At 57.7% G+C, this 13,340-nt stretch carries 11 protein-coding genes; 7 read left to right on the top strand and 4 right to left on the bottom strand.

The window, feature by feature from the left end:
* The first annotated feature begins 92 nt into the window (after positions 1-92).
* Together cysS and ACSPHG_RS17810 are read left to right on the top strand one after the other, a co-directional pair.
* Positions 93-1,481: a cysteine--tRNA ligase gene (gene cysS / locus ACSPHG_RS17815; protein WP_435954814.1), complete on the top strand. Its 1,389-nt coding sequence runs from the start codon at positions 93-95 to the stop codon at positions 1,479-1,481.
* A 90-nt stretch (positions 1,482-1,571) separates the two neighbouring features.
* A complete protein-coding gene (locus tag ACSPHG_RS17810; protein WP_435954813.1) occupies positions 1,572-2,234 on the top strand; it encodes a helix-turn-helix domain-containing protein in 663 nt (220 codons plus the stop codon).
* A 139-nt stretch (positions 2,235-2,373) separates the two neighbouring features.
* On the opposite strand, the gene ahpF is transcribed toward ACSPHG_RS17810, so the two are convergent.
* Positions 2,374-3,933 carry an alkyl hydroperoxide reductase subunit F gene (gene ahpF / locus ACSPHG_RS17805; RefSeq protein WP_435954812.1) on the bottom strand — a complete coding sequence of 520 codons (1,560 nt, stop codon included), beginning with the start codon at positions 3,931-3,933 and terminating at the stop codon, positions 2,374-2,376.
* Positions 3,934-4,107: 174 nt separating this feature from the next.
* Positions 4,108-4,671 (bottom strand): alkyl hydroperoxide reductase subunit C, encoded by a 564-nt coding sequence (ahpC, locus tag ACSPHG_RS17800; RefSeq protein ID WP_271122479.1) that lies wholly within the window; start codon positions 4,669-4,671, stop codon positions 4,108-4,110.
* Between the two features lie 409 nt (positions 4,672-5,080).
* On the opposite strand from ahpC, the gene opgB reads away from it, so the two are divergent.
* Entirely contained in the window at positions 5,081-7,384 is a 2,304-nt protein-coding gene (opgB, locus tag ACSPHG_RS17795; RefSeq protein ID WP_435954811.1) for a phosphatidylglycerol--membrane-oligosaccharide glycerophosphotransferase, read from the top strand.
* Positions 7,385-7,470: 86 nt separating this feature from the next.
* On the opposite strand, the gene ACSPHG_RS17790 is transcribed toward opgB, so the two are convergent.
* The gene (locus tag ACSPHG_RS17790; RefSeq protein ID WP_435954810.1) at positions 7,471-8,631 is read right to left on the bottom strand and encodes a pyridoxal phosphate-dependent aminotransferase; all 1,161 of its coding nucleotides are present in this window, start codon (positions 8,629-8,631) and stop codon (positions 7,471-7,473) included.
* A gap of 140 nt (positions 8,632-8,771) precedes the next feature.
* Between ACSPHG_RS17790 and ACSPHG_RS17785 the strand changes: the two genes are divergently transcribed.
* From ACSPHG_RS17785 to ACSPHG_RS17775, 3 genes are read left to right on the top strand one after another with little or no spacing between them, the layout of a single operon-like run.
* A complete protein-coding gene (locus ACSPHG_RS17785; RefSeq protein WP_435954809.1) occupies positions 8,772-9,386 on the top strand; it encodes a methylthioribulose 1-phosphate dehydratase in 615 nt (204 codons plus the stop codon).
* On the top strand, positions 9,383-10,072 hold the full coding sequence (gene mtnC, locus ACSPHG_RS17780) for an acireductone synthase (protein WP_435954808.1): 690 nt from the start codon (positions 9,383-9,385) through the stop codon (positions 10,070-10,072). Before ACSPHG_RS17785 ends, mtnC begins: the two co-directional genes overlap by 4 nt.
* Complete coding sequence (locus tag ACSPHG_RS17775; protein ID WP_435954807.1) at positions 10,069-10,611, top strand: 1,2-dihydroxy-3-keto-5-methylthiopentene dioxygenase; 543 nt, start codon at positions 10,069-10,071, stop codon at positions 10,609-10,611. The genes mtnC and ACSPHG_RS17775 overlap by 4 nt, the downstream gene beginning before the upstream one ends.
* A 388-nt stretch (positions 10,612-10,999) precedes the next feature.
* Here ACSPHG_RS17775 and mtnA read toward each other — a convergent pair whose 3' ends face one another.
* Complete coding sequence (gene mtnA / locus ACSPHG_RS17770) at positions 11,000-12,022, bottom strand: S-methyl-5-thioribose-1-phosphate isomerase (RefSeq protein ID WP_435954806.1); 1,023 nt, start codon at positions 12,020-12,022, stop codon at positions 11,000-11,002.
* A 107-nt stretch (positions 12,023-12,129) separates the two neighbouring features.
* Here mtnA and mtnK point away from each other — a divergent pair, with 107 nt between their 5' ends.
* Positions 12,130-13,329: an S-methyl-5-thioribose kinase gene (mtnK, locus tag ACSPHG_RS17765; protein ID WP_435954805.1), complete on the top strand. Its 1,200-nt coding sequence runs from the start codon at positions 12,130-12,132 to the stop codon at positions 13,327-13,329.
* Positions 13,330-13,340: the final 11 nt, after the last annotated feature.

The following is a 13,340-nucleotide window of genomic DNA, read 5'->3' as shown; positions in this document are numbered from 1 at the left end:
TCATCACCTTGCAAAGCGTACTGCTTCCGTGTGAAATTTTGAGGTAACATACACGCCAATTCTTATTACACACGCTGACACGGAATCTCCTGATGTTAAAAATCTTCAATACAATGAGTCGTCAAAAAGAGGAATTCAAACCTATTCATGCCGGAGAAGTTGGCATGTACGTGTGTGGTATCACCGTTTACGACCTGTGTCACATCGGCCATGGCCGTACCTTCGTGGCGTTTGACGTCGTTGCCCGCTACCTGCGTTTTATCGGCTACAAGCTGAAGTACGTGCGCAACATCACCGATATTGACGATAAAATCATTAAACGCGCCCACGAAAACGGCGAAGATTTTGTTGCGCTGGTGGACAGGATGGTCGCCGAAATGCACAAAGATTTCGACGCGCTCAACATTCTGCGCCCGGACAGCGAGCCGCGCGCCACCAAACATATCCCGGAAATCATCGAAATAGTTGAACAGCTTATCGCGCGCAACCACGCCTACGTGGCCTCGAACGGCGACGTGATGTTTTCGGTGGAAACCGACCCGTCCTACGGCAAGCTTTCACGCCAGGATCTGGATCAGCTGCAGGCCGGCGCGCGCGTGGAAGTTGCCGCAGACGTGAAGCGCAACCCGATGGACTTCGTGCTGTGGAAGATGTCCAAGCCGGGCGAGCCAAGCTGGCAGTCACCGTGGGGTGAAGGCCGTCCGGGCTGGCACATTGAATGTTCGGCGATGAACTGCAAGCAGCTCGGCAACCATTTCGACATTCACGGCGGCGGCTCAGACCTGATGTTCCCGCACCATGAAAACGAAATCGCCCAGTCCACCTGCGCACATGACGGCGAGTACGTGAACACCTGGATGCACTCCGGCATGGTGATGGTTGACCGCGAGAAAATGTCCAAATCGCTGGGCAACTTCTTCACCGTGCGCGACGTATTAAAGTATTACGACGCGGAAACCATTCGCTACTTCCTGATGTCCGGCCACTATCGCAGCCAGCTGAACTACAGCGAAGAGAACCTCAAGCAGGCGCGTACTTCGCTGGAGCGCCTGTACACCGCGCTGCGCGGCACGGACAGCGCCGCACAGCCCGCCGGTGGCGAAGCGTTCGAAGCCCGCTTCCGTGATGCCATGGACGACGACTTCAACACGCCGGAAGCCTATTCCGTGCTGTTCGACATGGCGCGCGAAGTAAACCGCCTGAAAGCGGAAGATGTGACGGCGGCAAACGGCCTTGCGGCGGCGCTGCGCCAGCTTTCCGGCGTGCTGGGCCTGCTGGAGCAGGACCCGGAAGCCTTCCTGCAGAGCGGCGCACAGGCGGACGACGGCGAAGTAGCTGAAATTGAAGCGCTTATCAAGCAGCGTAACGACGCTCGTAAGTCCAAAGACTGGGCGCTTGCCGACCAGGCGCGCGACCGTCTGAACGAGATGGGCATCGTGCTGGAAGACGGCGCGCAGGGCACGACCTGGCGCAGAAAATAGCATTTTTCTAAGAAAAACCTCAAAAAGCGGCGAAAGCCGCTTTTTTTATCGGCTAAGATATCAGTAATAAAAATGAACAAAGGATCGGACATGAATAATGCTGATGGTTCGGTGAAGACGCCGATGACGCTTACTGCTTATCCGGAGCGGCCAAATGCTGAATTTGAAACTTTGGGTGCTTTACTGACTCCCCTTGGCACGCCCTGCACGCTTGAGCAGGGCGAAGCGGTCGATGCGTTTGAAGATGGCCAACAGTCGATTTTTATCTTTAGCGAGGGTTTGTTCAGGTTTGTGCGCGGATTGGATGAGCTTACGCTTACCACCGCGCGCGCGCCGATGATTTTTGGCCTTACCGAAGCCGTGCGGCCACGCGGCTCCTGGTATCTGGTCGCGCAGAGCACCTGCAAGGGCTACAGAATACCCGCGAGCGTTGCCCTGGACGCGATAACCGAGCATCAGCAGTGGCAAACGGTGGCAGCTATTTTCGCCTGGTTCCTGCAGGTATTTTCGGCGCGCGACGAGCAGCTGGTAGGCGTCAACTCCTACACGATGATTCGCAATAAGCTGATGGAGTTAGGCGATATGTCCCTGGAGCTGCGTCGTGACATTAACGTCGCTGATTACATTCAGCAGCGCACGCAGCTGGCGCGCAGCACGATAATGACGATTCTGGGCGAGCTGAGAAAGGGCGAATACATCGAGATAAGACGCGGCAGGCTGCTGGGGATCCGGCATTTGCCGAAGGATTATTGATGTGGAAAAGTCGGATGGCGCTGGCGCTTATCCGACCTACGGTAAGGGCATATATTGATAACGTCGGACGAAGCGAGTGCTTATCCGGCGCTAGTTTTGTACGGTGGATAAGCGAAGCGCCATCCACCGCTGCCGCCCATCAAGAATTGCGAATCAAATAATCAAACGCGCTTAGGGAAGCTTTAGCGCCTTCGCCCGTCGCGATAATAATCTGCTTGTAAGGCACGGTTGTGCAGTCGCCCGCCGCAAATACGCCCTTCACGGTCGTTTCGCACTTCGCATCGATGATGATTTCGCCCATGCGGTTGCGCTCAACGCTGCCTTCCAGCCAGTTGGTGTTCGGCAGCAGGCCTATCTGCACGAAAATCCCCGCCAGCGCGATGTCGTGCACGGCTTCGGTTACGCGGTCTTTATACTGCAGGCCGGTCACCTTGCTGCCGTCGCCTTTCACTTCCAGCGTTTGCGCGTTCAGAACGACGTCGACGTTGCTCAGGCTGCGCAGTTTGTTCTGCAGCACCTGGTCGGCCTTCATCTCTGGGGCAAATTCCAGCAGCGTTACGTGCTCAACCAGGCCTGCCAGATCGATTGCCGCCTCCACGCCGGAGTTGCCGCCGCCGATCACCGCCACGCGCTTGCCTTTAAACAGCGGGCCGTCGCAGTGCGGGCAGTAGGTTACGCCCTTGGTGCGGTACTGGTCTTCGCCCGGCACGTTCATGTTGCGCCATTTTGCGCCGGTGGCAATGATGATGCTGCGCGCGCTCAGGGTAGCGCCGGACGCGGTCTGAATCTGGTGTAAACCCCCTTCGGACGCCGCCGGAATCAGCCTGCTTGCGCTCTGGGTATCAATCACGTCCACGTCGTAATCATCAACGTGGGCCTTCAGCGCGCCAGCCAGCTTCTGGCCTTCGGTTTTCGGCACGGAAATATAGTTTTCGATATCAACGGTATCCAGCACCTGGCCGCCAAAGCGCTCGCCCATCAGGCCGGTACGAATGCCTTTACGTGCCGCATAAACCGCCGCCGCCGCGCCCGCAGGGCCGCTGCCGACGATCAGCACGTCGTAGGCTTCGCGTTTGTTCAACGCTTGTGCTGCGCGTTTTTCCGCGCCGGTGTCAATTTTGCCGACGATTTCAGCCAGCGTCATGCGGCCCTGGCCGAACTCTTTACCGTTCAGGAATACCGCCGGAACGCCCATCACGTTGCGTTCCTGAATTTCATTCTGATACACGCCGCCGTCAATGGCGGTATGGGTGATGCGCGGATTCAGCACGCTCATCAGGTTCAGCGCCTGCACCACGTCCGGGCAGTTGTGGCACGACAGCGAATAGTAGGTTTCAAAATGGAAATCGCCGTCGATGTCGCGGATCTGATCGAGCAGATCCTGGGATTCTTTCGACGGGTGTCCCCCGGTCTGTAACAGTGCCAGCACCAGAGAAGTAAATTCGTGGCCGAGCGGGGAGCCGGCAAAGCGCGGGCCCTTGTCGGAACCTGGGTTAGTAATCAAAAACGACGGCTTGCGCACCGGCAGGTCGTTATTAATGCTAAAGGAAACTTTGTCAGATAATTCAGCGATTTCTGCCAGCAGTTCCTTAATCTCCGATGACTTAGCACCGTCATCCAGAGTGGCGATCAACTCAACAGGTTTAGTGAGTCTCTCAAGGTAGGCCTTGAGTTGGGTTTTCATGTTGGTATCGAGCACGAGTCTCTCCCTGAAGGCAAAAACGTAATAGGTCGCTATCGTCTTGAACGTCAAGTTAATGTCGGGAGGCGCTGCGCTTGCCCGACCTACAAAAAGCGGTTGTAGGGTGGATAAGCGAAGCGCCACCCACCTTCTGAAAAAAGGGCGGTAGAACCGCCCTGGGAAACAAACTGCTTAGATTTTACCGACCAGGTCCAATGACGGTGCCAGAGTCGCTTCGCCTTCTTTCCATTTAGCCGGGCAAACTTCGCCTGGGTGAGAAGCAACGTACTGAGCCGCTTTCACTTTACGCAGCAGGTCAGAAGCGTCACGGCCAATGCCTTCAGCGGTCACTTCGATAGCCTGGATGATGCCCTGTGGGTCAACGATAAAGGTACCGCGGTCCGCCAGGCCTTCGTCTTCACGCATGTTTTCGAAGTTGCGGGTCAACGCGCCGGTTGGGTCGCCGATCATCGCATATTTGATTTTGGCGATGGTTTCGGAGCTGCTGTGCCATGCTTTATGGGTGAAGTGGGTATCGGTAGACACAGAGTAGATATCTACGCCCAGCTTCTGGAATTCTTCGTAATGGTCAGCCACGTCGCCCAGTTCGGTTGGGCATACAAAGGTAAAGTCAGCTGGATAGAAGAAGAAAACGCTCCAGCGGCCTTCTACGTCCTGCTCGGTAACTTCAATGAACTCACCGTTTTTAAAAGCGCTGTTTTTGAATGGTTTGATTTTTGTATTAATTAAAGACATCTGTACTTCCTCCGTTTTGCGATGGGAGAAAGGTACCGAACTTGAAGGCTTATCTCTAATGGGTAGGTTTTATCGAATCAATAAGCCATACCTTACAACCTGAATAACCGGCAAAGAAAAAGGCCACCCGTTGCGGGGTGGCCTCTTAATGTTGCGCGTTACAATTCCACTTTAAAAAATTATAACAGCGCCGGAATTACAGCATCGAAGCGGCGGCACGGTCAATCTTCCGGCCGATTGTAGTAACGATGGCTGCGATAGATTTTTCCGATTTACGTCCGTTATTGAACAATTCCGCAATGCAGCACAGTTTTGTGACAGACAAATTGCAACGCTATGCCTTCGACGCTAGATTTAAGCGCCCGGAATCTCTCTGGGCCGGGCGTCGCGCCGGGTGGCGTCCAATTTAATGAGGATCAGGCAGTTGTCGGAATTGCTTTCAATCGTGTTGTTTGTGGCAGCCATCGCTGTATATGCCGTTAAAGCCGGGCGAAATATCTGGTGGTTTAGCTCTATTCTGGTGGTTTTGGCTCTGTATATCGTGCTGAACGTGACGCTGGTGGCCAGCAACTACTTCACCGGAGAGGGCATCAACGACGCCGTGCTTTATACGCTGACCAGCAGCCTGACGGGCGCGGGCATCGGTAAATACGTCCTGCCGGGGCTCGGCGTGCTCGTTGCGCTGGTTGCGGTCTTTGGCATGCTGACGTGGGTGCTGCGCCGCCGTAAAGGGCATCCGCATCATTTTGGCTACAGCCTGCTGGCCGTGGTGCTGGCGCTGGCGTCCGTCGATGCGTCCCCCGCGTTCCGCCAGGTCGCGGAGCTGGTGAAGTCTCAGACCCGCAAAGGCGATTCCGATTTCGACGCGTATTATAAAGTCCCGCACGGCGTCATTAATAATCCCAAGCTGAACCTGGTTTATATTTACGGCGAAAGCCTTGAACGTACCTATTTCCAGCCGGAGCTGTTTCCGGATCTCGCGCCGGAATTAACCGGTCTGAAAGATTCCGGCATGGACTTCAGCCATACCGGCCAGCTGCCGGGCACCGACTACACCATTGCCGGGATGGTTTCCTCCCAGTGCGGCATTCCGCTGTTTGCGCCGTTTGAGGGCAACTCGTCGGCCTCCATGTCGAGCTTCTTCCCGAAAAACGTCTGCCTCGGCGATATTCTCAAAGCCTCCGGCTACGAAAACTACTTTATGCAGGGCGCGGACCTGCGCTTTGCGGGCAAAGACGTCTTCTTGCAGTCACACGGCTTTGACCACATGTACGGCGCCCAGGAGCTGAAAAGCCTGGTCGCCGACCCAACCTACAGAAACAACTGGGGTTTCTACGACGATACCGTGCTCGAAGAGGTGTACGAGAAGTACGTTGAGCTATCGAAGGCCGACAAGCGCTTCTCGCTCTTTACGCTGACGGTAGACACCCATCATCCGGACGGCTTTATCTCTAAAACCTGCAAACGCCGCAGCTACACCTTCGACGGCAAGGTGAATCAGTCGTTCAGCGCGGTGGCCTGTAGCCAGGAGCATATCGCCGCGCTAATAGAAAAGATTAAGGCGTCACCGTATTTTAAAAATACCGTCATCGTGGTTTCTTCCGACCACCTGGCGATGAATAATACGGCCTATAAATATCTCAATAAGCAGGAGCGCGATAATTTATTCTTTATTATTCGCGGCGATAAGCCGGAGCAGAAATTAATTCCGGTAAAACGCAGCACTTTAGATAACGGCGCAACGGTGCTGGATATTCTGGGCGGCGATAATTATATCGGACTTGGCCGCAGCAGTATTTCCGGCGAGTCGCTGTCTTCCTTATTCATGAATATCAAAGAGAAGATCGTTGAGTGGAAGCCGGACGTAATCGACCTGTGGAACTTCCCGAAAACCATCACCGAATACGCCATCGACCAGAAGAAAAACACCTTCAGCTACTCCGGGGCGCACTTCAAAATGCCGCTGCTGCTGCGTATTTCGGACAACAAAATCGAGCCGCTGCCGGAAAGCGAATACTCCGCGCCGCTGCGCTACCAGCTTGCTGATTTCTCAGCGAAAGATAAGTTTATCTGGGTCGACCGCTGCTTCAAAATGGCGCGCCTGTGGGAGCCTAAGCTTGCGCTCTCAACCGGCCTGTGCGTGTCGCAAGGCCAGCTCGGCGGCAGGCCTTCGGTACGCCTGATTGAGGCGGAGCAGGAGCAGCATCCGGTGACGTTCGCCCAAGAGCAGCTCGACAAAGACCGCTTTAACCAGAGCGTGGCGACGCTGAAAATCGATGAAAACGCCATTCGCTACAGCGCGGACAGCTTTATCTTCAGCGTGCCGGGCGCGCCGCAGAACGTGAAGCAGTTCAGCGGCATTTCCCGTCCGGAGGCCTGGGGCCGCTGGTCGAACGCCAACCTGGCCCCGGCGGTGAAGATTGAGTACGCCGAACCGCTGCCGGAGAAATTCGACCTGGTGATCGTCGCCAAAGCCTTCGGGCCAAACGTCGGCAAGGCGGTGCCGGTGAAGGTCGGCAGCCAGCAGCAGGAGCTGACCCTGGGCGAGCAGCTCAGCACCACCACGCTGCACTTCGAAAACCCGGAACGCAGCAGCCTGCTTGAAATTATTCCGCCGCAGCCGCAGCTCTCCAACGAGGGCAATATTCTCGGCCATGAACCGCGCAAGCTGGGGATTGGGATGGAGGATATTCGGGTGGTGCCGGCGGGATAAGGGATAGAGATAAGTCGGGTGGCGCTGCGCTTACCCGACCTACGTATCGTACAGGGTGGGTAAGCGCAGCGCCACCCACCGCAAAATCAAACCTTACACAAACGCGCCGCCGCGGCGTCAAGCGTCGCCTCCTGCTTCGCAAAGCACAGCCGAATCAGCCGATGCGGGAAAGGATCGGCGCAGAACACCGACAGCGGAATCGCCGCCACGCCCACCTCTTTGGTCAGCCACTGGCAGAAGCTCACGTCGTCCAGATCGGAAATCGCGCTATAGTCCGCCAGCAGGAAGTAGGTGCCCTCACTGGGTAAAATCTCAAAGCGGCTGTTGGCCAGCGCTTCAACAAACCTGTCGCGGCGCGCCCGGTAAAACGCCGGCAGCTCGCGATAATGCTCCGGTGCGGCGCGCAGCATATCCGCAATCGCCAGCTGTGCCGGGGTGTTAACCGCAAAAGTCAGATACTGGTGCACCTTGCGCAGCTCGGCGCTAATCGCCGCCGGCGCCACGCAGTAGCCCACCTTCCAGCCCGTCATATGGAACGTTTTGCCAAATGATGAGACCGCCACGGCGCGTTCACGCAGCTGCGGATGGGCGAGCACGCTGGCGTGGCCCGCCTCGTCAAAGCAAATGTGCTCGTAAACCTCATCGCTCAGAACGTATACCTCATGCTCGGCAATCGCCTGCCAAAGCGTTGCAAAATCGCTTTTACGCCACACGGTCGCGGAAGGATTGTGCGGCGTGTTGAGGATCACCAGCCGCGTGCGCGGACTTAACAGCGTGGCGAACTCGTCCCAGTCGACGCGGAAAGCGGGCGGCTTAAGGGCGATGCGCTTGAGCACGCCGCCGGAAAGCGTCACGGCCGGCGCGTAGCTGTCGTAGCTGGGATCGAAACAGATAACCTCATCGCCGGGGCGCACCAGCGCGGTGATAGCGGCGTAAAGCGCTTCGGTCGCGCCAGCGGTGACGGTGATGTCGGTATTGGCGTCAGGCCTGTGCCCGTAAAGCTCGGCGGTTTTGTCGGCGATGGCCTCGCGCAGCGCCTGCACGCCGGTCATCGGCGCGTACTGGTTTGCGCCGTTCGCCACGTGAAACGCCAGGCGTTCCTGCAGATAGCGCGGCCCGTCGAAGTCGGGGAATCCCTGGGACAGGTTAATGGCCTGATGCCGTGCTGCTAAGGCGCTCATCTGCGTGAAGATGGTGGTGCCTAGCGCGGGGAGTTTGCTTTCGGGGATCAAGGTTTTTTGAGTCATTATTAGGCGACCTTTGCTGCGTTGCTTGTATTCCTTGTGTTGCTGGGACTATAACACGATGTTAAGATTTGGCAATCAAGACGCTTAGACGTCTAAACCATAACGATATAGCGACAGCGCACCTGCACAAAAGGAAGGGTATGACAGCACAACTGCAACTCGCGGAACTGGTGGCGGCCTGCCACTGGATCGGCGCAAAGGGCTGGGCGCCCGCAACCGGCGGCAACATGTCGGTGCGGCAAGATGATATTCACTGCCTGCTCAGCGAATCCGGCAAAGACAAAGGCCGCCTGACGGTAGACAATTTTATTCAGGTGGAGATCGCAACCGGCCGCGCGCCGTCGGGCCGTAAGCCTTCGGCGGAAACCGGCCTGCATACCCTGATTTACCGCCTTTTCCCGGAAGCGGGCGCGGTTCTGCACACGCACACCGTTAACTCGACGGTGCTTTCCCGAGTTGAAAAATCGGCCGCGCTGGTGCTCCAGGGCTACGAAATGCAAAAGTCTTTAACCGGGCAAACCACCCATCTGGACGCGCTGCCGATTGCCATCTTCGACAACGATCAGGACATCGACAGGCTTGCCGGCCAAATTGAACGCTTCGCCGCCGAAACGCCGCTGCGCTATGGATTTTTACTGCGCGGCCACGGCCTGACCTGCTGGGGCAAAGACGTCGCGCAGGCCCGTCAGCACCTCGAAGGGCTGGAGTTTTTATTTGAATGTGAAATGCAGCGTCGCCTGCTGGAGAGAACATGATTAGCGCCATCGTCACCGACATTGAAGGCACCACCAGCGACATCAGCTTTGTCCATAACATCCTTTTTCCGTACGCCCGCGAGCGGCTGGCGGGCTTCGTGCGCGAACATCAGCATGAAGAGGCAGTTCAGGCGATCCTGGCCGATCTGCGCAAAGAGATCGGCGAGCCGCAGGCCGACGTCGAACGGCTGATCGCCACGCTTTTTGGCTTTATGGATGAAGATCGCAAATCCACCGCGCTAAAGGCGCTTCAGGGCATGATCTGGCGCGATGGCTACGTGAACGGCGATTTTACCGGCCATCTTTACCCGGACGTTGTGCCAGCATTCAACGCCTGGCGGCAGCGGGGCGCGGCGCTTTACGTTTATTCATCGGGATCGGTTGCTGCGCAAAAATTGTTATTTGGCTACAGCGACGAAGGTGATATTACCCCCTTGTTCAGCGGCTATTTTGATACCCACGTCGGATTGAAGCGCGAGGAGCAGTCGTATCGCAATATCGCCGCCGAGATTGGCAAACCTGCGGGCGAGCTGCTGTTCCTGTCGGATATTCGCCAGGAGCTGGACGCCGCGCGGCAGGCGGGCTGGAACACCGTGCAGTTAATTCGTGGCGAGGCGGACGCGCAGAGCGTTCACCGTCAGGTAAACCGTTTTGACGAGATAAACCTGGAGCAAATTTCCTCATGAGCGCATTGACCATTTTTACCGACACCGAATCCCGCGAGCCGGTGTGGCACAGCACCGACGCGCAGGCCATCCGCGAGCAGCTTAACGCTAAAGACGTGCGTTTCGAGCGCTGGCAGGCCGACCGCGATTTAGGTGAAAACCCGCAGCCGCAGGCGGTGCTGGACGCCTATCAGCACGCCATCGACAGGTTAGTGGCGGAAAAGGGCTACAAAAGCTGGGATGTGATCAGCATCCGCGCCGATAACCCGCAAAAAGAGGCGATGCGCGGCAAGTTTCTTTCCGAGCACACCCATGGCGAAGACGAGGTGCGGTTCTTTGTGGAGGGCGCGGGGCTGTTTTGCCTGCATCTGGACGGCAAGATTTACCAGATTCTGTGCGAGAAAAACGATCTGATTTCCGTCCCGGCGGGCACGCCCCACTGGTTTGATATGGGTTCGCAGCCGAACTTCACCGCGATCCGCATATTCGATAACCCGGAAGGGTGGATCGCCAGGTTCACCGGCGATGCGATTGCGGATAATTATCCGAAGCTGCCTTAGGCGTGTGTCGGGTGGCGGCTGCGCCTTACCCGACCTACGTTTCGTCTGTGGAATATGTCGGGTGGCGGCTGCGCCTTACCCGACCTACGTTTCGTCTGTGGAATATGTCGGGTGGCGGCTGCGCCTTACCCGACCTACGTTTCGTCTGTGGAATATGTCGGGTGGCGGCTGCGCCTTACCCGACCTACGTTTCGTCTGTGGAATATGTCGGGTGGCGGCTGCGCCTTACCCGACCTACGTTTCGTCTGTGGAATGTGTCGGGTGGCGGCTGCGCCTTACCCGACCTACGTTTCGTCTGTGGAATGTGTCGGGTGGCGGCTGCGCCTTACCCGACCTAAGTTTCGTACAAATCGTAGGGTGGATAAGCGCAAGCGCCATCCACCGCAAATTATCTCGTTTTAAACTCCCCGTCCCGCACCCTCTCCGGCGTCACCACGCCGGTATCCAACACCCAGCCGCTGATTAACTCGGCGGGCGTCACGTCAAACGCCGGGTTGTACACCGCCGCATCAACCGGCGCCCACTGCACCGCGCCGAAGCTGCCCGCAACGCCCGTCACTTCTGACGGCGAACGCTGCTCGATGGGGATCGCATCGCCGTTCGGGCAGCGCCTGTCGAGCGTGGTTTGCGGGGCGGCAACGTAGAACGGAATGCCGTGGTACTTCGCCAGCACCGCCAGGCTGTAGGTGCCGATTTTGTTCGCCACGTCGCCGTTGGCGGCGATTCTGTCCGCGCCGACCCACACCGCGTCCACCTGCTTTTTCGCCATCAGGCTTGCCGCCATCGAATCGCAGATTAGGCGATAGGGAATGCCCAGCTCGCCCAGCTCCCATGCCGTCAGTCGGCCACCCTGCAGCAGCGGGCGCGTTTCGTCGACCCACACGTTTGCCACTTTCCCCTGCTCAAAGGCGCGGTGAATCACGCCGATCGCGGTGCCGACGCCCGCCGTCGCAAGCCCGCCGGTATTGCAGTGCGTCAGCAGGCGGCTGCCGGGCTTCACCAGCTCGACGCCCGCCAGCGCGATGTTCTCGCAAAGGATTTTATCTTCTTCAACCAGGCGCAGCGCCTCCGCGCCGAGCGCCGCGACAAAATTGGCCTCGGCCAGCGCCTGCTTCATGCGGTCGAGATTGTTCATCAGATTGACCGCCGTCGGGCGCGACGCGCGCAGGATCTCCAGCGCCTCGCCAAGCCCGGCTTTCGGCAGGCCGTTCTCAGCCAGCAGCGCCAGAAGCAGGCTGGCGGAAAGCCCGATCAGCGGCGCGCCGCGCACGCGCAGGGCGTGAATATGGCCGACAAGCTGCTCGACGGTGTGGGCAGGCAGCCAGTTTTGCCGCTGGGGCAGCGCCTGCTGGTCGAGGATCCACAGCTGGTTTTCGCGAACGTGCAGGCTGGTTGTTTTTAAATTATGCATGCGTGTTAAATCCATGTTGCGTTGTTGCTTCATATTGTGCCAACATGCCTCACGGATGTATAGACGTCTGAACGGCTTATTTAATCTATTTCGAAGAGGAACCGGCAATGTCGCAATACCGCACGTTTACCGCAGCCGACGCGGTGGCTTACGCTCAACAGTTTGGCGGCCTGGCAAACCCAGCAAGCCTTGTGGACGCGCAGGAAGTTGGCGACGGCAACCTCAACCTGGTGTTCAAAATCTTCGATACCGCGGGCGTAAGCCGCATCATCGTCAAGCAGGCGCTGCCCTACGTGCGCTGCGTGGGCGAATCCTGGCCGCTGACGCTCGACCGCGCGCGTTTAGAAGCGCAAACGCTGGTGGAGCACTACAAACACAGCCCGCAGCACACCGTGCAAATCCTGCACTACGACCCGGCTCTGGCGGTGATGGTGATGGAAGATTTATCCAGCTATCGCATCTGGCGCGGCGAGCTGATTAGCGGCGTTTACTACCCGCAGGCCGCGACACAGCTTGGCGAATACCTGGCGCAAACGCTGTTCCACACGTCCGATTTCTACCTGCATCCGCACGAGAAAAAGGCGCTGGTTGCCCGCTTTATCAATCCGGAAATGTGCGAGATCACCGAAGATCTGTTCTTTAACGATCCGTTTATCGAACACGATCGCAACAGCTACCCGGCGGAGTTGGAAGAACAGGTTGCGGCGCTGCGCAACGACGACTGTCTGAAAATTGCCGTGGCGGGCTTAAAGCACCGCTTCTTCTCGGCGGCGGAAGCCCTGCTGCACGGCGACATTCATAGCGGATCGATTTTCGTCGCCGAAGGCAGCCTGAAGGCCATCGACGCCGAGTTCGGCTACGTCGGGCCGGTGGGCTTTGATATCGGCACGGCCATCGGCAACCTGCTGCTGAACTACTGCGCGCAGCCGGGGCATTTTGGCCCGCGCGACGCCGCAGCGAACCGCGAGCAGCGCTTAAAAGACATCCGCGAGCTGTGGCTCACCTTTGCCGAACGCTTCGAAACCCTGGCGCGCGGCGAAACCCGCGACGCGGCGCTCGCGTATCCGGGCTACGTTAACCGTTTCCTGCAAAGCGTGTGGCAGGACGCCATCGGCTACTGCGGCACGGAGCTCATCCGCCGCACGGTGGGCATGTCCCACGTCGCCGATCTCGAAACGATTGCAGACCGGGAAACGCGCGTGGCCTGCACCAGCCACGCCATCGAGCTTGGCAAATTCCTGATTCTGATAGCCGGACAGGTGGAGAACGTCGAGCAGTTTATCGCCCGCGTTCGTCAGAAGGGATAGAGTGAAACGGT

It is taken from the genome of Dryocola baronae (assembly GCF_051297175.1).
Classification (GTDB): Bacteria; Pseudomonadota; Gammaproteobacteria; order Enterobacterales; family Enterobacteriaceae; genus Dryocola.
Note: the sequence above shows the minus strand (reverse complement) of the source record. Positions and strands in the feature narration are given on the sequence as shown.